Origin of the sequence: Pantoea sp. OVA07A, assembly GCF_019969975.1 — a bacterium.
GTDB lineage: Bacteria > Pseudomonadota > Gammaproteobacteria > Enterobacterales > Enterobacteriaceae > Pantoea > Pantoea agglomerans.
In genome coordinates, this window is sequence record NZ_JAHXYM010000007.1 from 115,663 (window position 1) to 138,114 (window position 22,452).

At 55.3% G+C, this 22,452-nt stretch carries 19 protein-coding genes and 1 tRNA gene; 12 read left to right on the forward strand and 8 right to left on the reverse strand.

Annotated elements, in window-relative coordinates:
- The first annotated feature begins 195 nt into the window (after positions 1-195).
- The gene (gene fdhD / locus LC417_RS19585) at positions 196-1,020 is read left to right on the forward strand and encodes a formate dehydrogenase accessory sulfurtransferase FdhD (RefSeq protein WP_010257467.1); all 825 of its coding nucleotides are present in this window, start codon (positions 196-198) and stop codon (positions 1,018-1,020) included.
- On the opposite strand, the gene LC417_RS19590 is transcribed toward fdhD, so the two are convergent.
- The gene (locus tag LC417_RS19590) at positions 1,017-1,793 is read right to left on the reverse strand and encodes a DeoR/GlpR family DNA-binding transcription regulator (protein ID WP_022624828.1); all 777 of its coding nucleotides are present in this window, start codon (positions 1,791-1,793) and stop codon (positions 1,017-1,019) included. The two genes, fdhD and LC417_RS19590, sit on opposite strands and share 4 nt — an antisense overlap.
- Positions 1,794-2,000: 207 nt before the next feature.
- Between LC417_RS19590 and LC417_RS19595 the strand changes: the two genes are divergently transcribed.
- From LC417_RS19595 to LC417_RS19605, 3 genes are all read left to right on the forward strand, one after another.
- Positions 2,001-3,341 (forward strand): aspartate aminotransferase family protein, encoded by a 1,341-nt coding sequence (locus LC417_RS19595; RefSeq protein WP_223566257.1) that lies wholly within the window; start codon positions 2,001-2,003, stop codon positions 3,339-3,341.
- A 282-nt stretch (positions 3,342-3,623) separates the two neighbouring features.
- Positions 3,624-4,241, forward strand: a complete 618-nt coding sequence (sodA, locus tag LC417_RS19600; RefSeq protein ID WP_008926407.1) for a superoxide dismutase [Mn] — start codon at positions 3,624-3,626, stop codon at positions 4,239-4,241.
- 212 nt (positions 4,242-4,453) lie between these two features.
- On the forward strand, positions 4,454-5,422 hold the full coding sequence (locus LC417_RS19605) for a VirK/YbjX family protein (protein ID WP_022624830.1): 969 nt from the start codon (positions 4,454-4,456) through the stop codon (positions 5,420-5,422).
- A gap of 8 nt (positions 5,423-5,430) precedes the next feature.
- Here the strand turns inward: LC417_RS19605 and LC417_RS19610 are convergent, their stop codons facing one another.
- From LC417_RS19610 to LC417_RS19635, 6 genes are all read right to left on the reverse strand, one after another.
- Positions 5,431-5,793 carry a YibL family ribosome-associated protein gene (locus tag LC417_RS19610; protein WP_003848030.1) on the reverse strand — a complete coding sequence of 121 codons (363 nt, stop codon included), beginning with the start codon at positions 5,791-5,793 and terminating at the stop codon, positions 5,431-5,433.
- Between the two features lie 103 nt (positions 5,794-5,896).
- Positions 5,897-6,442: a mannitol operon repressor MtlR gene (gene mtlR / locus LC417_RS19615; protein ID WP_171820345.1), complete on the reverse strand. Its 546-nt coding sequence runs from the start codon at positions 6,440-6,442 to the stop codon at positions 5,897-5,899.
- Positions 6,443-6,506: 64 nt separating this feature from the next.
- Entirely contained in the window at positions 6,507-7,655 is a 1,149-nt protein-coding gene (mtlD, locus tag LC417_RS19620) for a mannitol-1-phosphate 5-dehydrogenase (protein ID WP_223566258.1), read from the reverse strand.
- A gap of 96 nt (positions 7,656-7,751) precedes the next feature.
- Positions 7,752-9,686, reverse strand: coding sequence for a PTS mannitol transporter subunit IICBA (locus tag LC417_RS19625; RefSeq protein WP_010257448.1), 1,935 nt, complete (start codon positions 9,684-9,686; stop codon positions 7,752-7,754).
- 432 nt (positions 9,687-10,118) lie between these two features.
- Positions 10,119-10,835, reverse strand: coding sequence for a DUF3053 domain-containing protein (locus tag LC417_RS19630; protein WP_010257443.1), 717 nt, complete (start codon positions 10,833-10,835; stop codon positions 10,119-10,121).
- 237 nt (positions 10,836-11,072) lie between these two features.
- A complete protein-coding gene (locus tag LC417_RS19635) occupies positions 11,073-12,671 on the reverse strand; it encodes a gamma-glutamyltransferase family protein (RefSeq protein WP_010257440.1) in 1,599 nt (532 codons plus the stop codon).
- A 734-nt stretch (positions 12,672-13,405) separates the two neighbouring features.
- Between LC417_RS19635 and LC417_RS19640 the strand changes: the two genes are divergently transcribed.
- Positions 13,406-13,702: an HTH-type transcriptional regulator gene (locus LC417_RS19640; protein WP_010257438.1), complete on the forward strand. Its 297-nt coding sequence runs from the start codon at positions 13,406-13,408 to the stop codon at positions 13,700-13,702.
- Between the two features lie 41 nt (positions 13,703-13,743).
- On the opposite strand, the gene LC417_RS19645 is transcribed toward LC417_RS19640, so the two are convergent.
- Complete coding sequence (locus LC417_RS19645) at positions 13,744-14,337, reverse strand: HD domain-containing protein (protein WP_223566259.1); 594 nt, start codon at positions 14,335-14,337, stop codon at positions 13,744-13,746.
- Positions 14,338-14,399: 62 nt separating this feature from the next.
- On the opposite strand from LC417_RS19645, the gene LC417_RS19650 reads away from it, so the two are divergent.
- The 7 genes from LC417_RS19650 (at position 14,400) to dppC (ending at position 22,448) form a co-directional block, all read left to right on the forward strand.
- Positions 14,400-14,864: a MarR family winged helix-turn-helix transcriptional regulator gene (locus tag LC417_RS19650; protein ID WP_010671641.1), complete on the forward strand. Its 465-nt coding sequence runs from the start codon at positions 14,400-14,402 to the stop codon at positions 14,862-14,864.
- A gap of 95 nt (positions 14,865-14,959) precedes the next feature.
- Positions 14,960-15,388 carry an organic hydroperoxide resistance protein gene (locus LC417_RS19655; RefSeq protein ID WP_010257431.1) on the forward strand — a complete coding sequence of 143 codons (429 nt, stop codon included), beginning with the start codon at positions 14,960-14,962 and terminating at the stop codon, positions 15,386-15,388.
- A 321-nt stretch (positions 15,389-15,709) separates the two neighbouring features.
- Positions 15,710-17,401, forward strand: a complete 1,692-nt coding sequence (gene eptB, locus LC417_RS19660) for a kdo(2)-lipid A phosphoethanolamine 7''-transferase (protein WP_010257429.1) — start codon at positions 15,710-15,712, stop codon at positions 17,399-17,401.
- Between the two features lie 125 nt (positions 17,402-17,526).
- Positions 17,527-17,603: transfer RNA gene (locus tag LC417_RS19665), tRNA-Pro, on the forward strand.
- 1,131 nt (positions 17,604-18,734) lie between these two features.
- Positions 18,735-20,345 carry a dipeptide ABC transporter periplasmic-binding protein DppA gene (gene dppA / locus LC417_RS19670; RefSeq protein ID WP_010671642.1) on the forward strand — a complete coding sequence of 537 codons (1,611 nt, stop codon included), beginning with the start codon at positions 18,735-18,737 and terminating at the stop codon, positions 20,343-20,345.
- 171 nt (positions 20,346-20,516) lie between these two features.
- Complete coding sequence (gene dppB, locus LC417_RS19675) at positions 20,517-21,536, forward strand: dipeptide ABC transporter permease DppB (protein ID WP_022624833.1); 1,020 nt, start codon at positions 20,517-20,519, stop codon at positions 21,534-21,536.
- A 9-nt stretch (positions 21,537-21,545) separates the two neighbouring features.
- Entirely contained in the window at positions 21,546-22,448 is a 903-nt protein-coding gene (gene dppC, locus LC417_RS19680; protein WP_010671643.1) for a dipeptide ABC transporter permease DppC, read from the forward strand.
- Positions 22,449-22,452: the final 4 nt, after the last annotated feature.

Consider the following 22,452-nt stretch of genomic DNA (forward strand, 5'->3'; position numbering starts at 1 on the left):
TGAAAGATACCCATTCTCATTCTGCCCGCCAGCAGGCGTGGCTGCGCCTTTCCCGATGAGAAAACCGCATGAATTGCCCCGCTGTTTATTTGCGCCGCACCGGGCCAGAAGGCAAAATTAGTCTGCGTCTGATCACCGCTGTGCAGCCGTACTGACTGTCGCATTTCATTATTTATTAACAACAGGTCGTACTTTTTGAAAGCTATCCAGCCTGACTCAGGCGAAGATTTAACAATTCAGGCCGGCGTCAGCAGAACGCAGGTATGGCAGCGTGCCGATTTGACCGCAGCAGAGTCTGACTGGCTGGCGGACGAGGTGCCGGTGGCGCTGGTTTACAACGGCATCTCTCACGTGGTGATGATGACCACGCCCAAAGATCTGGAGGCGTTTGCGCTGGGTTTTTCGCTGTCAGAGGGCATTATCGACGCGCCAGGCGACATTTTCGGTATGGACATCGTGCCGGGCTGTCACGGCATTGAGGTTCAGATTGAGCTTTCCAGCCGTCGTTTTATGGCGCTGAAAGAGCAGCGTCGTGCGCTGGCAGGCCGTACCGGCTGCGGCGTGTGTGGCGTTGAACAGCTGGACCAGATTGGCAAGCCGCTCTCTCCGCTGCCGTTTACCCAGACCTTTGCGCTGGATCAGCTGGATCGGGCGCTGGGCCAGCTGAAAGCGTATCAGCCGGTCGGACAGAAAACCGGCTGCACCCATGCTGCCGCGTGGATCCAGCCTGATGGTCAGCTGGCCGGTGGCTGTGAAGATGTGGGTCGCCATGTGGCACTGGATAAGCTGCTGGGCTATCGCAGCCAGGCTGAGTGGGGGCCAGGCGCGGTGCTGGTCTCCAGCCGCGCCAGCTATGAAATGGTGCAGAAGTCCGCCATGTGCGGGGTTGAGATCCTGTTCGCAGTCTCGGCAGCGACCCGCCTGGCGGTTGAGGTGGCTGAGCGCTGCAATCTGACGCTGGTCGGGTTCAGTAAACCTGGACGCGCTACGGTTTACAGCCATCCTCAGCGGCTGCGTTAAACTACCATCACCTCTGGCAGCGTCTGCTGCAACGCCTCAAGGGCGGCACTGTTGTCGCCGCCACTATCCGTAATCAGCAGGTTGATCGCCGGTGACGGCGCGTAAACCGTGCGGCTGACTACCCCCAGTTTGGTGTGATCGGCCAGCAGATAGCAGGAAGTGGATTGCTGCACCATCGCCCTGGCGATGGCCGCTTCGTGCGGATGAAAACTGCTGGCACCGCAACCCGCCTCAATGCCGACCGGCGACAGCAGCGCCACATCGGCGCGATAGCGGATAATCTCACCTACAGTGATTTCGCCACGCGTCTGTTGCGCACCCGCCGACATTATCCCGCCCAGCAAAATGATCTGATTATTCAGCGGCTGATCTTCTTCTCCGGCGCTCAGCGCCAGCGCGGCCTGCAGGCTGTTGGTCACAATCGTCAGGCCGGAAAGGGCGTGCAACTCCTCTGCCAGCAGCGTGGTGGTGCTGCCCGCATCCAGAAACAGCGTCTGTCCGGGCTGCAGCAACTGCGCAGCGGCGCGGGCGATGGCGCGCTTCTCCCGGGTCTGGGTACTGCGGCGTTCCGTCAGCGGCGGTTCAGCCCGCGTTTCAATCGCCACCAGCCCGCCGTGAACGCGGCGTGCCAGACCCAGCGCTTCCAGCTCAATGATATCGCGGCGCGCGGTTTCGCGTGAGACCCCCAGCTCCCTGATAATGCGCTCGGTACTCACCTGGTTAAGCCGGGTCAGTAAGGCACGGATGCGATGAAGGCGCGTTTCCTGCAGCATAGAGGTTTCCTTTTAAAGCGCGAAGATCACGGATGATACGCCAGTGAAGCGAAAGATTCCGTCTGAATCAGGGAGCAAGCTTAGCGTGGCGATCTGCCTGCGTCATGTGTATTTTATTGCATTTGTGTATTTGGTTGCATTTTAGATTCAGGCAGGCATGATAAAGGCGTCAGCTCTTCCTCCTTCATCCTTGTAACGGGAGTCATTATGGCCACGCGTTCCACCATTATGGATACCAACAGTTTCCGTGCCGAACATGCCGATGCGCTCGACAGCGATACGCGCAAACTGACCGATAAACGCAGCAAAGTGCTTGGCGAATCTTATCGCCTGTTCTATCGCAAACCGGTGCATCTGGTGCGGGGTGAAGGGCAATATCTGTGGGATGCGGCGGGCGATAAATATCTCGACGTCTACAACAACGTGGCGAGCATCGGGCACTGTCATCCGGCCGTGACTGAGGCGGTGACGCAGCAGATGAAAATGCTGAATACCCACACCCGTTACCTGCATGAAAATATTCTGGACTACAGCGAAGCGCTGCTGGCGACCACACCCCCGGCGATCGATCGCGCGATGTATATGTGCACCGGATCGGAAGCTAACGACCTGGCGATTCGCGTGGCGCGCGCCTTTAGCGGCGGCAGCGGGATTATTGTCAGTAAAGAGGCCTATCACGGCACCAGTGAGCTGACATCCGGCGCTTCTCCGGCGCTGGGCAGTGGACAGCCGCTGGCGCCCACCACGCGGCTGGTGATGCCACCGGATGCGTATCGTGTGGACGCGCCTGACCTGGGCGACTGGTTCGCTGACCAGATTCAGCAGCAGATTGATGATATGGCGGCGCACGGCATTAAATTTGCCGGCTTCCTGGCGGACTCAATCTTCTCCTCGGACGGCGTGTTGCCCGATCCGCGCGGCTTCCTGAAAAAAGCGGTCGAGGTGGTGCATGCCAACGGCGGCATCTTTATTGCCGATGAAGTGCAGCCTGGTTTTGGCCGTACCGGCGACGCGTTCTGGGGCTTTGGCCGCCACGATGTGGTGCCTGATATCATTACCACCGGTAAGCCAATGGGCAATGGCATTCCGGTTTCCGGCCTGCTGGCAAAAAGTGAAGTGCTGGCCGCCTTCAGCGACTCAATTCCCTACTTCAATACCTTTGGTGGTAATCCGGTCGCGATGGCGGCGGCGCAGGCGGTACTGAAAGTGATCACCGAAGAGGGGTTACAGGAACACAGCCGCGTGGTCGGTGCGAAGCTGCTGGCGGAGCTGCGAACCCTGATGGATCGCTATGAGTGCGTGGGGGATGTGCGCGGTGCCGGACTGTTTATCGGTTTTGAGCTGGTCACCGATCGTCACAGCAAAACGCCGGACAAAACGCTGGCGCTGGATTTAATCGAGAAGCTGCGTGAACATCGCGTGCTGACCTCGGTCGCCGGCCCGTATGGGAATGTGCTGAAACTGCGTCCGCCACTGGCGTTCCAGGAAGAGGATATCGACTGGCTGGTCGGCGCGCTCGACAGCGGGCTGCGCGAACTGGGCAGGTAACGCGCAGGGCAGGGCAGATGCGGCGTTCGGGCGGGATGAGTGCCTGCTGGTGGTGCTGGCAGAGTGCTTCGCTCTCCCTGTCTGATAAAGCTGAAAAGGCGGAGTCAGCAGCAGCATGCTGTAAAAACAACGGGTTGCTTTTGCCAGATTTCTCAAATCCTTATGGTTAATAGGGCATTGATTACCCTTTTACGCTACATGAATTTAACTATAATGATTCGACTGCTTACGCGGCACGTCCCGAATTCGTCGTGCTGCTCAAACTAAATGGAGAGGAAGAACATGAGTTATTCACTGCCATCCCTGCCTTACGCATACGACGCACTGGAACCGCATTTCGACAAGCAGACGATGGAAATCCATCACACCAAACATCACCAGACCTACGTGAACAACGCTAACGCGGCGCTGGAAGGCACTGAATTTGCCAATCTGCCGGTAGAAGAGCTGATCACCAAACTGGATCAGCTGCCAGCAGACAAAAAAGGCCCACTGCGTAATAACGCAGGCGGCCACGCTAACCACAGCCTGTTCTGGAAAGGCCTGAAAACCGGCACCACGCTGCAGGGCGACCTGAAAGCGGCTATCGAGAAAGATTTCGGTAGCGTGGAAAAATTCCAGGAAGAGTTCGAGAAAGCGGCTGCGACCCGTTTCGGCTCAGGCTGGGCGTGGCTGGTTAAAAAAGGTGACAAACTGGCTGTGGTATCTACCGCAAACCAGGACAACCCGCTGATGGGTGAAGCGGTTGCTGGCGTTTCTGGCTTCCCAATCATCGGTCTGGACGTGTGGGAACACGCCTACTACCTGAAGTATCAGAACAAACGTCCTGACTACATCAAAGCATTCTGGAACGTGGTCAACTGGGACGAAGCAGCAGCCCGCTTCGCAGCTGCCCAGTAAGTTAACCCAGTGTTAACGTGATAACGATAAACCGGTGGAATTTATTTCGCCGGTTTTTTTTATCTTTAAATTCTGTCGTCCCAGATTAAACCAAAAATAAACGGATCTCGCTTTTTAACCGCCGCGCTTTTAACCTTCTGCCACATTAACACGCCGTTGATACTCGTTGTTTTATGCTCAGTGACATTCCTGCTCACTGTGTGTCGATGACTATGTCAATTATAACTACTCACGAAACCACGACCGATTCTTCTGCATCGCTTTTTTTTCAGTTAATTAGCGGAAAATACGTTCCGAATAAACTCTGGATAAGTAAACGTTTCCGGCTGAAATTTGTGTTAAGAACCTTAATATCGCCGCTGACTACGCTGCGTTATCTGGATGAGCTGTCGCATTTACCGCAACTCCCTCTGTTGATGAGTACTCAGGGATTGCTGCCAGCCAAGCTGCACCGGCCCTATCTGCGCTCAGGGTTGAGCATTGCTGCGCGCGCGCAGGCGATACTTGATCATTACAGCCTGATGAATAATCTGGAAAACCCTGCGCTGCGTCAGCTGCTGCAAAGCGCCACGGATAATCCGCTGGCTACGCTGACCGGTAAAAATGGCGAATCCTTTTTACTTTCCTGCAGTTCCGGTTATTTCGATCGGGAAGGGGAAGTGACGCTGGTATTACGTTATAACGACGAAATTATTGCTTCACTTTCATTTTCAATTCTCAATGAAAATAACCAGCGCACATTATTAATTGGCGGATTACAGGGTCCGCGGAAACATATCAATAATGAGGTGATCCGCGAGGCGACCAAAGCGGCGCAGGGTCTCTTTCCGAAACGCCTGTTAATGGAAGCGGTATTTATTGTGGCGAAGCAGTGCGGCGTGGAGAATATTCTGGCGGTAGGCGATGAGACTCATGTCTTCCGCAGCCTGCGTTATCGCCACAGCAAGGGGGATAAGTTCTTTGCCAGCTACAGTGAATTCTGGTTGTCGCTGAGTGGCGAGGCGCGCAGGGATGGGATGTTTATCCTGCCGCTGAGCCTGCCGCGCAAAACGCTGGAGGAGATTGCCAGTAAGAAGCGGGCTGAATATCGTCGCCGCTATGAATTGCTGGATGCGCTGGCGGAGCAGGTCTATGCCGCCGCCGGCGAACGCAAAGCCGATGTCGATCAGGCTGCTGCCTGATCGACCCGTCAGAATGCGGTTTTGGCGAAGCCGGTCATTGCTGTCAGCCCCATCTCACGTCCCAGCGCGGTCATTGGATGCACCACGACCAGGCCGCGCACGCTTTTCTTCAGCGCGCCCAGATTTGCCTGCTCTTTCTTAGTAATTTCGCGGCTGAAGCCCATTTTTTGCAGCTTCTGCGCCTCGGCACTGAGTTTTTCAACCCGCTGACCGCGCAGACGCTCAATCTCAATGACCAGCGCTTCTTTCTCTTTCAGCAACGCGCCCAGTTTCTCGACATCACCCGATTCCAGTAACTGCGGCTCTTTGCGGTTCAATGCGTCCAGCTTATCGCTGAGAAGTTTGATTTCGTTCTTTTCTTGCTCTTTCATGACAACAACTCGTTGAGGAAAACAGGCCAAGGATACACCAAATCTGGCGCATATTCCCGCTCAGGTTAAGACGAAAAAGGCGCCGTGATGGCGCCTGACAGGATTAGCTGCCGGACTTTTTAAACGCCTGCTTCATACTGATGCGGGCGATCAGCTCGGTTAGCGACAGGACCATGGTGGATCGCACCATCTGCAGATAGCGCTGCTGCTGCATGCTGCGCAGCTCTGCATCTTCGGTGTGAAACACCGGCGCGGGTGGCCAGGCGGTGACGCAGTGCAGTTCACCAAACGGACCAAGGATCTCATCGTCGGTAAAACGATAATCACCGCTGTCGTGATTCAGCTCTTCGCGCAGCGCCAGCAGCAGTTCACCATCTTCATATTCGTGCCGGCTGATAACGCCAAGACCGTAAATCAGCTTCAGACGAACCGAGAGTTCGCCCAAAGGACCATCGCCCAGCAGCAGCGGTTCTACGGCATATTTCACCGCGTAGTCATCTTTACGGAAGACCTGCAGCACCAGCAGATTGACGGCTTCAGCCAATAGCTCAACGGCGGCGATCAGAAAGCTTCTCACCGAACGACCGGCGTTCAGGCGCTCAAGCACCCGGTTTTCAAAAGCCTGCTTCTCTTCCATTATTGCCTGCATGGGTTCAATACCGCCGTTGGGCGCAGGCGAACTGCGCCCGGCTTGCGTCACTAACACGCGCGCATTATGCCATAGCGTGCCAGGCGCTCACCACCGAAGCCACCACTTCGCTGTTAGCATCCAGACCTGAAACCTCAACCAGCGTCGCCTGTGGGCCTTTTTCTGCCAGCAGCGTAGCCAGCTCCTGCGCCTGTGGGTCCTGGTCGCTGCGATAGTGCATCGCGGCGGCAATGCCCTGCACCAGGCTGGCGTGCGGTAAACCATACTCCAGCGTGCCCAGCGTCGGCTTGATCAGGCGATCGCCCGCGCTGAGTTTACGCAGCGGCTGACGACCCACACGCTCAACATCATCTTTCAGATAAGGGTTCTCAAAACGGCCAAGAATTTTCTGGATGTAGGCCGCATGTTTATCCGCCTCAAAACCGTAGCGCTTAATCAGCACCGCACCGCTCTCTTCCATCGCCCCTTTCACCACGGCCCGGATTTTTTCATCGAGGATGGCGTCACGAATGGTCTGGTGGCCGGCCAACTGGCCAAGATAGGCGGTAATCGCGTGACCGGTGTTCAGGGTAAAGAGTTTACGCTCAACAAATGCCATCAGGTTATCGGTCAGTTCCATACCCGGAATCGCAGGCAGGTCGCCTTTAAACTGAGTTTTATCGACGATCCATTCGCTGAAGGTTTCAACGGTCACTTCCAGCGGATCGGTGCTGCCCGCTTCAGACGGTGGCACGATGCGATCGACAGCGGAATCCACAAAGCCGACATGCTGCTCCAGCCAGGCGTGATACTGCTCCGGCAGCGCCTTCAGCACATGCTGTTTCAGCTGGCTGGTGCCGCGCACCATATTCTCACAGGCGATAATATTTAGCGGGCGGGTATTGCCGTTGTCGCTGCGTTTTGCCAGCCCTTTAGCCACACTGCCGGCAATACGCTCCAGAATCTGCGGGCCCACGGCGGTGGTAACGAGATCGACTTCAGAAACCAGGGTGATGATCTCATCGCTGGTGCTGTTTACCGCACTGACGCCTTTAACGGTTTCTGTTTTGGCCTGCTCGCCAACCACATGAACGGGATACTCATGACGCGCGTTCAGTGCATCCAGCACCGTCTGATTCACATCAGCAAAAACCAGTTCGATACCTGCATCAGCCAGTAACTTGCCGATAAAGCCGCGACCAATGTTTCCTGCTCCGAAATGTAACGCTTTCATAATTTTTGACCCATATCAAATGACGATGGGGCGGGCAAACCCGCCCCAGGAAATCGGGACGGGCATGACCGCCCCAGGGAAAATAATTGCTATAAATTACGCGATTGCAGGCTTACCTGACAGCAGATCCAGCACTTCCTGCACGCTGGTGGTGTTCGCCAGCTTCTCAATCACGCTGTCATCATCCAGCGCATTGGTCAGGCTGGTGATCACCTGGATGTGCTCGTTGTTACGGGCAGCAATACCAATCACCAGGCGCGCCACATCGTCCGGCTCTTCACCGAACAGGACGCCTGCCGGATACTGACAGAACACCACGCCGGTTTTCAGCACGCGATCTTTCGCTTCGACCGTACCGTGCGGCACGGCAATCGACTCACCGAGATAGGTCGGTGTCAGTTTTTCACGCGCCAGCATCGCCTCAACGTATTCAGGCTCAACGTAACCGCCTTTCACCAGCTGTTCACCCGCAAAGCGAATCGCCTGCTCTTTGTTACTGGCGGTCAGGCCGAGGAAGACGTTATCCGCACCCAGTTTAAACAGGTGTGCGTTGCCTTCATCGTAGCTGTCAGAGAGCGCGGTATTCACCGTTTGACGATGCACGTCGCTGCGGTTAGCCGCCACCAGACGCTCGGTCAGAGTGCTGTAGAGCGCGCTGTCGAGGAAGTTGTTCAGCGAGATATGCTGCGCATGCGGAGCCTGGCGGATGGCGCGTTCAGTCAGATCACGATGGGTAATCACCAGATCGACATCACCCGGCAGGGCGTTGATCGCGGTATTGGTCACCGATACATTGCTCAGCCCGGCGTCCTGCACTTTCTTACGCAGTACGCCTGCACCCATCGCGCTGGAACCCATACCGGCATCACAGGCGACGATGATTTTACGCACGTGATGCAGTTCAACGCTCATGGCATCGCTGGCGACTGGCGCACCCGCGCCGCTCTGGCCTTTAGACTGCGCTTTCATCTCATGCATGCGCTGGGTCGCGGCTTCGATATCGTCATCTTCTTTGACTTTGCTGGTTTTCAGCAGGATAGCGGACACCACGAAGGAGACGGCGAAGGCGGCAGCGATAGCAGCGATGTTCGCGAAGTAGGCCCCTTTTGGCGTCATTGCCAGTACCGCCAGGATTGAACCCGGTGAGGCAGGAGAGACCAGGCCACCGTTCAGCACCGTCAGCGTGAAGACGCCGGTCATACCGCCAAGGATAACCGCCAGCAGCAGGCGAGGAGCCATCAGCACATACGGGAAGTAGATCTCATGGATGCCGCCAAGGAAGTGGATGATTGCCGCACCGCCCGCAGACTGTTTAGCACTGCCACGACCAAAGAACATATAGGCCATCAGCACGCCCATACCCGGACCCGGGTTGGCTTCGATCAGGAAGAAAATGGATTTGCCGGCTTCACTAGCCTGCTGGATACCGAGCGGCGAGAAGATACCGTGGTTAATGGCGTTGTTCAGGAACAGGATTTTCGCGGGTTCGACGAAGATTGAGGTCAGTGGCAGCAGGTTGTTCTGCACCATCAGATTCACGCCCGCGGCGAGAATGTGTGACAGACCTTCTACCAGCGGACCGATCGCCAGGAACGCCAGCAGTGCCAGTATCATCCCGATAATACCGGCCGAGAAGTTGTTGACCAGCATCTCGAAGCCGCTTTTGATTTTGCCGTCAATCGCCCGGTCAAACGACTTGATTGCCCAGCCGCCCAGCGGACCGGCAATCATCGCACCGAGGAACATCGGCATATCCGCACCGACAATCACACCCATGGTGGTAATGGCACCGACCACGCCGCCGCGATCGCCGCCCACCAGACGCCCACCGGTGAAACCGATCAGCAGTGGCAGCAGGTAGGTAATCATCGGGCCAACCAGTTTGGCCAGCGTTTCGTTAGGGATCCAGCCAGTTGGAATAAACAGTGCGGTGATGATACCCCAGGCGATAAACGCCCCGATGTTTGGCATCACCATATTACTCAGAAAGCGACCAAAGCTTTGTACTTTGACCTTCACTGATGAGGACATAAACCCACCCCTTATTGAGACGCGCTGCAATAGGAGAGCGCGCTTGTTTTTGTTTAGCCACCCCGACCCAAAGCCGGTGGTATTACTGTATGCACGCGGACTCTATCACGCGAATTTGACGCTGCGTAGCGTGCGGGGTAAGTGTGATCTACATCACTGATTAAGGGTGGTGGCAGGGGTGATTAGCGTGATTTTGATCACACTTTAAGGCGTAGCTCAGGCTCATTTGGCTGATTTTTAGACGGGGTGGCCGGTTATCTGTGAGGTGAATCACACTTGTTTGACGTTGATTTGTTATATATCTGTGACTTAGATCACAAACTATTTTTGGTCGAAAATGCGCCAGATCACACTTCATTCAGCGGGTGATTGGGTGGGAGGAGAAAAGAGAGTGGGACGGGCAGACGATTAGCATCTGCCCGTAAGGCGGGTTTACTGCAGACCACCCTGGACGGCAGCCTGTGCCTGAGCAAGCGCCTGCGAATTGGCGGATAAAGTGCTCATCAGCGCGTTATATTGCGAAGCCTGATCCTGAGTCGGGAACTGTACGCCGCCATCATTGAAGCTGACACGGGTTCCCTGCGTTTGCAGGAAATCGCCGGTCTGCACTGCACCCTGGCTCAGCGCCTGGAGTTTTGGCAGCAGAGGAATCAGCTGATTGGCGGGCACCGTCACCACTTTGTTATAGGCGGTGTCGTAGACTTTTTTCAGGTCATCCGGCTGCTTCAGGGTCGCCTTGCTGCTGTCCGCCTGCATTTTGGCGCTTTCAATCTGCTGGGTGACGATCACCAGTGCGCTGGTTGCCTGACGCAGGGAATCACGACGGCTGAGATAATCCTGCGGAACGCGAATAGCAGAAAGCTCATCCACCACCGGACGCATACCCTGTTCAACCGCTTTGTTTGCCTGCTGCGAGAAGCCATACATAATGGCGTAATCGCTGGCGAAGTTGCCAAAGCTCTGCTTCTGGTTTTCGCTGAGGCTGGGCAGATGCTCGCCGCTGCGCATCACAGTGTTCTGGAGAAAATCGATAAATGCTTTGCGCTGCTCGCCTTCTTTATCACCGCATGCGGTGAGTTGCAGCACGATCAGCGCGCCAGCGAGCATAATGCCGCCACGTGCCATAAGGCGTGTAAGTCCTGAAGCCATAGGGTCAACTCCTGTCGGTGATACTGTCAGATGTCCAGGTAGGAATGGCCTAAAGAATAGAACAAACCCGAGCCACGGCACAACGTGAAACCACCTGTGAAACAGATGCTTTCTGAAACGCCGGTTACAGAATGGGACCGCCTGCGCCTCAGGGCGTGCTGCATTCCCTGCCATCGCAGGCTTCAGCGCGCAGGGATGAAGGAGGGGCTGAGCAGTCTGACTCTCACTGCCGCGACCTTAAAACACCACCGCCTGACCATCTTTGCGACTCTCACTGGCCGCAATGTAGAAGCCCTGCGGATCGCGCACTATCGCCTGCGCGCCACCAAAATTGTAATTACTCAGGGGATCTTCCAGTACCACGTTGTGGCCCATACGGCGCAGTGTGCTCAGGGTATTGCGATCGAGGGTTGATTCAAATACCACCTCGCGTCCCTGCACCACGCGCCAGCGCGGCGCATCAATCGCGGCCTGCGGATTCTGCTGGTGCAGCATAATGCGCAGCGCCAGCTGGAGGTGCCCCTGCGCCTGCATCGGGCCGCCCATCACGCCAAATGCCATCAGCGGCTGGCCCTGCTGATCCCGCGCAAAGGCTGGAATGATGGTATGAAACGGCCGCTTACCGCCCGCCACGACGTTGGGATGGTCTGGATCGAGTGAAAAGCCCGCGCCCCGGTTCTGCAGGCTGATGCCGGTATCGGGTACCACCACGCCGGAGCCAAATCCCATGTAGTTAGACTGAATGAATGAGACCATCATGCCGCTGGCATCACCGGCGGCGACATACACTGTGCCGCTTTGCTGAGGTGATCCAAAGCGGAAATCTCCCGCCTTGTCAGGATCAATTAACGCTGCCCGCTGGCGAATATAGTCGTTGCTGAGCAGGTGTTCCGCCGGAAATTCGAGATGATCTTCATCGGTGACATAACGGTCCAGATCAACCAGCGCCAGTTTCATCGCCTCGATGGAGAGATGCAGCCACTGCGGCGAATCCGGTGCATAGCGGTTGATTTCCCACTCTTCCAGAATGCCAAGTGCAATTAAGGTCGCAATGCCCTGACCATTCGGCGGCAGCTCCTGCACCGATCCTCCGGCAAACGGACGCGACAGCAGGGTAACCCAGTCGGCACGATGGTTTTTCAAATCCTCCAGCGTCAGGGCCGCGCCATGCTCACGGGCGAAGGCTGTCATCTTTTGCGCCAGTGCGCCGCGGTAAAAGCTTTCGCCCTGAGTCTCAGCGATTTCCTGCAAGGTGCGGGCCTGAGCCGGATTGCGGAACAGCTCGCCAGCACGAGGCGGACGACCCTGCGGCGCAAAGCAGTCGCTAAAGCCAGGTTGATCCCGCAGCTTGTCATAGCCGCGCTGCCACAGCTGACCAATCAGCGGTGAAACCGGAAAACCATGGCGCGCATAGTCAATTGCCGGTTGTGCGAGGGTGGTCAGCGGTAAGGTGCCAAAGCGCTGTGCCAGTGTGACCCATGCCGAGACGGCCCCTGGCACAGTGACGGATTCCCAGCCGGTTTCAGGCATCGCACTAAAATCGGCAAAGCGTTCGGGATGCCACGCGGCTGGCGATCGGCCTGAGGCGTTTAACCCATGCAGCTCGCTGCCATCCCAGACAATGGCAAACGCATCGCTACCGATGCCGTTTCCGGTTGGCTCCAGCACGGTTAAGGCGATGGCGGTGGCGATAGCCGCATCCACGGCGTTTCCACCCTGTTGCAGCATCCGTAAACCCGCCTGCGCCGCCAGCGGTTGAGAGGTTGCGACGGCATTACGACCCATCATCGGTACACGATGAGAAGGGTATCCGACGTTAAAATCTGTTTCTCGCATCGCTTTTCCTTACAGAGGTCAGGTATGGGTTTTGCCCGTCGTCAGTGCGTTATCACGGGGCTGCACTTTTACCGCGCATCAGGTCGATAGTTGCCGGGTAACTGCACCGGCATGAGGCGCCAGCCGTTTCGTTAAGACGACTGTTGATTAATCTGGCGACAGAGCGCCGTTAAGAATAAAAGATTTACCCGCTCTGCACTGTGAGCCGCCGCGCGCCAGGCCTCAGGCCCCAACCAGGACTATTCTTAATTTAATAAGATCAGTGAATATATGTGTTCAGGAAGTAAACCATTGGCGTATATTTTGCAATCACTACCTGAAGAGGTGTATTGCCTCACAGAAATGAGAATATGCCAGCAAAAAGCTTGATGGCATCCACATAAATAGCAAACACCATTTGATTTTTCTGCCCACACCGAAGGCACAAAACTCAACTGCCTCAGCGGGTTAGAGGCGCTGGAACTTTTCCGGCAAACCATAGTTAAAAAAATAATTATAAATTGCGCGGCAAATAGTCAGGTCTCTATCCATACTTAGTCTCCCGGCATTTGTTGCATTGACCTGACATCTTTAAAGCAGTGCACCGCAGGCTGTGTCCCGTAATGGTTTCTCTCATAACAAAAATAAACCCTTGCGGGATCCAGCCTGAAACAGGCCCGGTTTCAGAGTCCTGACTTCAGGCTCGTACCTCTCTACTTTCACGTGCTTCATAGCGAGTTTTTAAGGAGTTCTCTATGGAATTAAAAGACCCGATGTTTGAATTGCTCAGCAGCCTTGAGCAGATTGTTTTGACACGTGATGATCGCGCCGCCGAGTTACTTATTCAGCGTCAGCAACCCGCCCAGCCAGAGCCGCAGCGTCTGCGTGAAATGACCGGCATGCAGGTTGATGAGTTTGCAAAAGTAATGGGCGTGAGCGTTTCTTCCGTGAAAAGCTGGGAAGCCCGGCGTACCCGTCCTTCCGCGACAGCGCAGAAATTGATGAAGTTATTACATGCCAATCCCTATCTGGGACGGCAGTTGCTTGAATAAACTGATATCACGAAAAGAACCCGCCGCTGGCGGGTTTTTTATTAGCGTAATTCGCTGTATTTAGCCGCCTGTCTGGCAAACCAGCTCTCCGGCACGCTATAGGGCGGCTCCCGCAACTGTGCGAGTCCGCTTTCGATAATCATTGAAGCCTGCTGCCATAACTGCGCATCTCCCTGCTTCAGCAACTCAATCTGTATCTGCTTTTCAACCAGGTAGACCCGCGCAAAGTCGGGATCAAAACGCACAATCGCGCGGGTGTTATCGATGATGTCAGCCAGTTTGATGGTTTGTGCCTCAGAACTGGCGCTGGCTGTATGGCGGAAGTGCGCCAGTTTACGGGCCGTGCGATTTTTTGCCCCAGCGGGTGCGCTGTTGGTCAGCATCTCTACCAGGCTTGCCACGCGCGTACCAAAGTGCGTTTCGATATCGCTCTGTGTGGTTGCGGTATCTTCTACGGTATCGTGCAGCCAGGCTGCCGCTAACAACGCGTCGTCATGGCTGACGCTGCGCACCAGTTCCACCACCGCTGCCGGATGAACAATATAAGGCTCATCGGTATATTTGCGGCGCTGACCGGCACTGGCATGTGCCTCGGTGGCGAAGCGACGCGCCTGTTCTTCCAGTGAATCCTGCATGCCTTTCCCCCTGACAAAAAGTTTGCTTGCAATTATCTAGCGCGCTATCTATATTATTAACCATGAACTGTGATCAAGATGACAAAAAAGTGAAAACGATGCCACTGTTGGTCGATCAGCACCTCTGCTTTGCGCTTTATTCTGCCAACCTGGCGATGAATAAAGTCTATCGTCAGTTGCTGAGCCAGCTCGACATCACCTATCCTCAATATCTGGTCATGCTGGTGTTGTGGCAGAAAGATGATGTCACGGTGTCAGAGATTGGCGAGCAGCTTTTTTTAGACTCGGCAACATTAACGCCACTTCTGAAGCGACTGGAAAGTGCAGGCCTGATTAACCGGCAGCGAACCCGTCAGGATGAACGCCAGGTTGCGGTGACGCTGACCGAAGCCGGGCAGGCGTTACGGGCCAGGGCTGAAGCCATTCCTGAAGCGGTCAAGTGTGCCACAGCCTGTGATGATGACGCTTTGCTGGCGCTGAAATTACAGCTGGATGGGTTGCGAGATAACCTGAATAAGTCACGATAAATATTGCTGACGGGTGCGCGGCACCCGTTAAACCTCACCGCCTGATTACGGCTGTATAAGTAGTGGGCGATTAAATAGCGTAATGGAGAAATGTCATGTCTTTAGAACAAGTGGTTTACCGCGCCAAAGCCAAAGCAACCGGTGGTCGTGATGGTCGTGCAACCTCTTCTGACGGTGTACTGGACGTGAAACTGGGTGTGCCAAAAGAGATGGGCGGTGCAGGCGGCGAAGTGACTAACCCGGAGCAGCTGTTTGCTGCGGGCTATTCTGCCTGCTTCCTGGGCGCGATGAAGTTTGTGGCAGGCCGTGACAAAATCACCATGCCAAAAGACGCCTGGATCGAAGGTGAAGTGGGTATCGGCCCTATCCCTGATGGTTTTGGTATTGAAGCGACCCTGAACATTCATCTGCCAGAGATGGATGAAGCAGAAGCGCAGAAGCTGGTTGATGCGGCACACATCGTTTGTCCTTACTCAAACGCCACCCGCAACAACATCGATGTCACGCTGAACATTATTCGCTAAGCGTGCTGCGGGCCTGAAATTATCAGGCCCGCACTTTTTTTCCTCTGTCATTTTCACTCTCCTGCAGCTGTCTGCAACAGCCCACCCGGCCGTTCCTGTTCGATGTGTACAAAAAATGTGCTAATCAGGTCGACAACGATTATTTTCTGGTCTATCAAACGCGACCATGTTTTACTGAGCCACCTCGCGTTATAGCCTGTAAATCCGTTCAGAATTTTCCTTCATCTTGTCCGGTCCGCTTATTCAGCGAACTCTGCCGCGTTTCGGCAGTCACATAAAAGATTTGGTCAAGCGCTTCACACCGGAGAAACACCTTTTTTCATGAATTACATTAAAACCCTGACTCAGCAGAAGTTATCGCTCTTGCTGGCGCTCTATCTCGGTATCTTATTGAATTTGCCGATTTTCTATCGTCGTTTTGACGGTTTTCTCAGGCACTCTACGGTTACGAACTGGCTGACTGCCGTCACCGAGGTAGTGGCCATTGTGGTGCTGACTTTCTTCCTGATGCGTCTGCTGTCGCTGGGAGGAAAGTGGTTTTATCGCGTGCTGGCCACGCTGATTGTGCTGATTTCGGTTGCCGCCGCCTATTACATGGCGTTTTTTAACGTGGTGATCGGCTACGGCATTGTGGCTTCGGTGATGACGACTGACACCGATCTCTCTAAAGAGGTGATTGGTTACCATTTCATCCTGTGGATGGTGCTGGTCAGCGCGCTGCCACTGCTGATGATCTGGCGCAATAAGCTGAGCATGACGCTGAACGAACAGCTGCGTACGCCGGGACAGCGCCTGAAACCCACCCTGATCATGCTGCTCTGCGTGGCGCTGGTCTGGCTGCCGATTCGGTTTTTCGACAAGCTGCAGAAGCATAACGAAGAGATCACTAACATCGATCTGCCGAGTTACGGCGGTGTGGTGGCGCACTCTTATCTTCCTTCGAACTGGCTGGCGGCTGTGGGCCTGTTTGCCTGGACCCGTGTGGATGAGTCGCTGAACAGCCAGGAACTGCTGGATCCGGCGAAGAAGTTTACCTACGTCGCGCCTGCCGGGCTTGATGATACCTATGTGGTGTTTGTGATTGGCGAAACCACGCGCTGGGATCACATGGGGATGCTGGGCTATGAGCGTGACACTACGCCGAAGCTGTCGAAAGAGAAGAACCTGGTGGCATTCCGGGGCGAGTCCTGTGATACCGCGACCAAGCTGTCACTGCGCTGCATGTTCGTGCGCGAAGGCGGCACTATGGATAATCCGGGCCGCACGCTGAAAGAGCAGAATGTGTTTGCGGTGATGAAAGAGCTGGGCTTCACCTCTGAGCTGTTTGCGATGCAGAGCGAAGTCTGGTTCTACGACAACATCAATGCCAACAATTTTGCCTTCCGTGAGCAGATTGGTTCAGAGAAGCGTAATCAGGGCAAAGCGGTGGATGACATGCTGCTGGTGCCGGAGATGAAAGCGTCACTGGATCGTTTCCCGAAAGGTAAGCATCTGATTGTGTTGCACACCAAAGGTTCGCACTACCTCTATTCACAGCGTTATCCGCGCAGCTTCGCGAAATATCAGCCGGAGTGTATGGGCGTGGATGAGACCTGCAGCAAAGCGCAGTTGATCAACGCTTATGACAACTCGGTGCTGTATGTCGATAGCATGCTGGATAGCGTGCTGGATCAGCTGCGTGATAAGAAGGCGATTGTCTTCTATGCCGCCGACCATGGTGAGTCGATTAGCGAGAATATGCACCTGCACGGCACGCCGCGTGAGATGGCTCCGCCTGAGCAGTTCCGGGTGCCGATGATGGTCTGGGCGTCAGATAAGTATCTGGAAGACAGTCAGAACCGCAGCAACTTTGAGCGTCTGCAGGCGCAGCAGCGTGTGGGCCGGACCCATCGCCACGTTGAGCTGTTCGATACCATCCTGGGTTGTCTGGGTTACACCTCGCCAGATGGCGGTATTAACCCGGCCAACAACTGGTGTCAGGCACCGGGTAATGGTCAGGCTAAACCGCTGTAATAGTGGTCGAAAAGGGTAAAGCAGGCGGCTGATTCCCGGTAACCGCGTGCTTTCCAGGCGATTGGCGACAAAAGCATAAAAAGCGGTTGACGCTGATCGGGGGTAGCAGTAACATGCGCCCCCATCGGCGAGTAGCGCAGCTTGGTAGCGCAACTGGTTTGGGACCAGTGGGTCGGAGGTTCGAATCCTCTCTCGCCGACCATATTTAAGAAACCTGTCTGAAAAGACAGGTTTTTTTTCGTCTGAAGAAAAGAGGATGAAAGGTACGGATTTACCGTTGAGCGGGCTTCAGGGAGCATACGCCAGGCAGACGCTGGGAGCCTCAGACGGCTAACAGATCCAAACCCGAGTGACGCTGACAGCAATGAACAATCTCAAGGCGAAGGGAACAGGGGCAGAGGAGGAAAGCGTCCCACGCCATGGACGGCGTGGGCCGAGCGTCCATGGATGGTTTAAGCGCCTTTCCGATCTGACCGTGTTCCCGAAGCAGTCTCGATCTGACCGCTAAGCATTCACATTATTACCGCTGAGTGGGCTTCAGGGAGCATACGCCTTCCGCAAAGACGCAAAAACGCCATCCCTGGCAGGCTCAACGCAGGCCATCCCTGGCCCGCGATGCTTTGCTCCAGGCGTATGCTCCCTTCGCTTCACGTCTGGCAGACGCATCAGGTACTTATTTGGGAGCCTCAGACGGCTGACAGATCCAAACCTCAGCTGTCACCTTCCAGAAAGTTCCAGTAAACCCCATCCACCGCGCATTCTGTTTACCAGCCTTTGTTATCATCACTTACCCGCTGGCAGGCCTTGCCATATAAGAGATGCGATCATAATTCGCGACACATTCTTCTTATGACCGAAAGCGGCAACATGCTGATTTCTTATGCTTCTTTACCAGCATATTCCGCTGGATGAACGTCATAACGCACGGTGAATCGTTCAGTTATTCAACATTTGCCGGTAAAAGTTTTAAGTTTTTTAGCGGTGAGAATCACTAGCGATAGAACAACCATCCAGCACAATGCACGGAAATCAGACCAGCAGCGCTGTGCATTGTATGGCTTTTAGGCCGAAAGGGTTTTTATTACCGTTGCATGCTATCCCTCACACTCTGTGTAAATAAGTAACCGTTGTATTGACGTTCTTTGCAACTGTTGACAAATTGATGCGTCAATAAACGCGCAGTTACGGAATTTTCTGAATGCACCATCTGCATTAGAAAAAACAAAAAAAACGTAGCGTGCTTTAACCACCTGTTCGGTGGTACGCCTGAACCGCATAAAAAAATCAGAGGTCGGGCAATACACACAACATCACATCACAATGGAGCAAAAGCATGATCAACTCCCTGGCTAAATCCGGGATGCTGAAGGTCGGTCTGAGCCTGATTGCTATGACTGTCGCCGCCGGTGTTCAGGCAAAAACCCTGGTCTACTGTTCTGAAGGTTCTCCGGAAGGCTTTAACCCGCAGTTGTTCACCTCGGGCACCACCTACGATGCCAGCTCACGTCAGATCTACAACCGACTGGTTGAGTTCACTATCGGCACCACCGAACTGCACGCTGCGCTGGCAGAGAAGTGGGATGTCAGTGAAGACGGTAAAACTTACACCTTCCACCTGCGCAAAGGCGTGAAGTGGCAGACCACCAAAGATTTCAAACCGACGCGCGACTTTAATGCGGATGATGTGGTGTTCACCTTTGAGCGCCAGCTGGATAAAAACAACGCCTATCACGGCGTCTCCGGCGGCAGCTACGAATATTTCGAAGGCATGGACATGCCGAAGCTGATCAGCAAAATTGAAAAAGTGGACGAGAACACCGTGCGCTTTGTGCTGACGCGTCCTGAATCGCCGTTCCTTGCTGACCTCGGCATGGACTTCGCCTCGATTCTGTCGAAAGAGTACGCTGACAACATGCTGAAAGCGGGCACCCCGCAAAACGTCGACCTGAATCCGGTCGGTACCGGTCCGTTCCAGCTGCTGCAGTACCAGAAAGATTCGCGCATCCTTTACAAAGCTAACCCGGATTACTGGGGCACCAAGCCGAAAATCGATCGCTTAGTCTTCTCCATTACCCCGGATGCTTCAGTGCGTTACGCCAAGCTGCAGAAGGGCGAATGTCAGGTCATGCCCTATCCAAACCCGGCTGACATCGCGCGTATGAAGCAGGACAAAAACATCAACCTGTATGAGCAGGCTGGCCTGAACGTCGGCTATCTGTCGTACAACGTTGAGAAAAAACCGCTGGATAACCTGAAAGTGCGTCAGGCACTGACCATGGCGGTCAACAAAAAGGCGATTATCGAAGCCGTTTATCAGGGTGCAGGTCAGCCTGCTAAAAACCTGATCCCACCAACGATGTGGGGCTATAACGACGACGTAAAAGACTACGCCTACGATCCTGAGAAAGCCAAAGCGTTGCTGAAAGAAGCGGGCATGGCAGACGGCTTCTCAATCGACCTGTGGGCAATGCCGGTTCAGCGTCCTTACAACCCGAATGCGCGCCGCATGGCTGAGATGATCCAGAGCGACTGGGCGAAGATTGGCGTCAAAGCCAAAATCGTCACCTACGAGTGGGGCGAATATCTGAAGCGCGCCAAAGCAGGCGAGCACCAGACCGTCATGATGGGCTGGACCGGCGACAATGGGGATCCGGATAACTTCCTGGCCACCCTGTTCAGCTGTTCAGCGGCAAAAGATGGCTCTAACTACTCGCGCTGGTGTGATAAATCCTTTGAGGATCAGATTCAGCCAGCTCGCGCCACCGCCGATCAGGCGAAGCGCATCGAGTACTACAAGCAGGCACAGGTTGTGATGCATGACCAGGTACCGGCGCTGATGATCGCGCACTCAACGGTATACGAACCGGTCAGCAAGAAAGTCTCCGGGTACAAAGTCGATCCGCTGGGCGGACACTACTTTGCTCAGGTAGACATTAAAGAATAATTGTCGCCTTTTCCGGGGCGGCTGCGCGTCGCCCCGGCTTTATCTCCCTGTTTTACTGGAAACGGTAGAGGCGCAGCCTGTCTGCGTCGCGGTCGGGCCTACCCGATCGTCAGATGTAAGCAATAACTACCCTCGCGGCGACGGTCGCGCGGACAAGAGAGAACCCGGATTATGCTGCAGTTCATACTCCGACGTCTGGGCCTTGTCATCCCAACGTTTATCGGTATTACATTACTCACCTTCGCATTTGTTCACATGATCCCCGGCGATCCGGTACTGATCATGGCGGGCGAACGCGGTATTTCTCCTGAACGCCATGCACAGTTAATGGCGCTGTTAGGTCTGGATCAGCCGCTGTGGAAACAGTACCTGAACTACATTAACGGCGTATTACATGGCGACCTGGGCATTTCACTCAAGAGCCGCATCCCGGTCTGGGATGAGTTTGTTCCGCGCTTCAAAGCGACGCTGGAACTCGGCTTCTGCGCCATGATATTTGCCGTGGCCATTGGTATCCCGGTTGGGGTCATGGCCGCCGTGAAGCGGGGGTCGATTTTCGATCACACCGCCGTGGGGATCTCACTGACCGGCTACTCCATGCCGATCTTCTGGTGGGGCATCATGCTGATCATGCTGGTCTCGGTACAGCTCAACCTGACGCCGGTTTCCGGGCGGGTCGGCGACACCGTATTCCTGGATGACACCATGCCGCTGACCGGCTTTATGCTGATCGATACCTTCTTCTGGGGTGAGCCGGGCGACTTCCACGATGCGGTGATGCACATGATTCTGCCTGCCATCGTGCTCGGCACCATTCCGCTGGCGGTGATTGTGCGAATGACGCGATCGGCGATGCTCGAAGTGCTGGGTGAAGATTACATCCGTACTGCGCGTGCCAAAGGCCTGACGCGGATGCGCGTGATCGTAGTGCATGCGCTGCGAAACGCCATGCTGCCGGTGGTTACGGTGATCGGCCTGCAGGTCGGCACCTTGCTGGCCGGGGCGATTCTGACCGAAACCATCTTCTCGTGGCCGGGCCTGGGTCGCTGGCTGATTGAAGCGTTGCAGCGCCGTGACTATCCGGTGGTGCAGGGCGGGGTGCTGCTGACAGCAGTACTGATTATTGTGGTCAACCTGCTGGTTGACCTGCTGTATGGCGTGGTTAACCCGCGCATACGTCATAAGAAATAAGGGGGCATCATGTCTGTTGTTGATCCCGGCAGCGTTACCGTTGCACCCAAGCCGATGACCCCGTTTCAGGAATTCTGGCACTACTTTAAACGTAACAAGGGCGCCGTTGTGGGCCTGGTCTACATCATCATTGTGTTGCTGTGTGCCATTTTTGCCGATGTGCTGGCCCCGCATGCCCCTGCTGAACAGTTCCGCGATGCGCTGCTGCATCCGCCGGTCTGGCAGGAAGGCGGCAGCTGGAGCTACATTCTGGGCACCGACGATGTAGGCCGCGATGTGCTGTCGCGTCTGATGTACGGCGCGCGCCTGTCGCTGCTGGTGGGCTGCCTGGTGGTGGTGCTGTCACTGATTTTTGGCGTGATATTTGGCCTGCTGGCCGGTTATCTCGGCGGCGTGGTCGATGCCATCATCATGCGTGTCGTCGATATCATGCTGGCGCTGCCCAGCCTGCTGCTGGCGCTGGTGCTGGTCGCCATCTTTGGCCCTTCGATCGTTAACGCCTCTATCGCGCTGACCTTTGTGGCGCTGCCGCACTATATCCGTCTGACCCGCGCGGCGGTGCTGGTGGAAGTGAACCGCGACTATGTGACCGCCTCCGGCGTGGCCGGCGCCGGTATGCTGCGCCAGATGTTTGTGAATATTCTGCCTAACTGCCTTGCACCGCTGATCGTGCAGGCTTCATTAGGTTTCTCCAACGCCATTCTCGATATGGCGGCGTTGGGCTTTCTCGGTATGGGTGCGCAACCGCCAACGCCGGAGTGGGGCACGATGCTCTCCGACGTCCTGCAGTATGCGCAAAGTGCCTGGTGGGTAGTGACCTTCCCTGGATTGGTCATTCTGCTTACCGTGCTGGCATTTAACCTGATGGGCGATGGTTTGCGTGATGCACTCGACCCGAAACTCAAGCAGTAAAGAG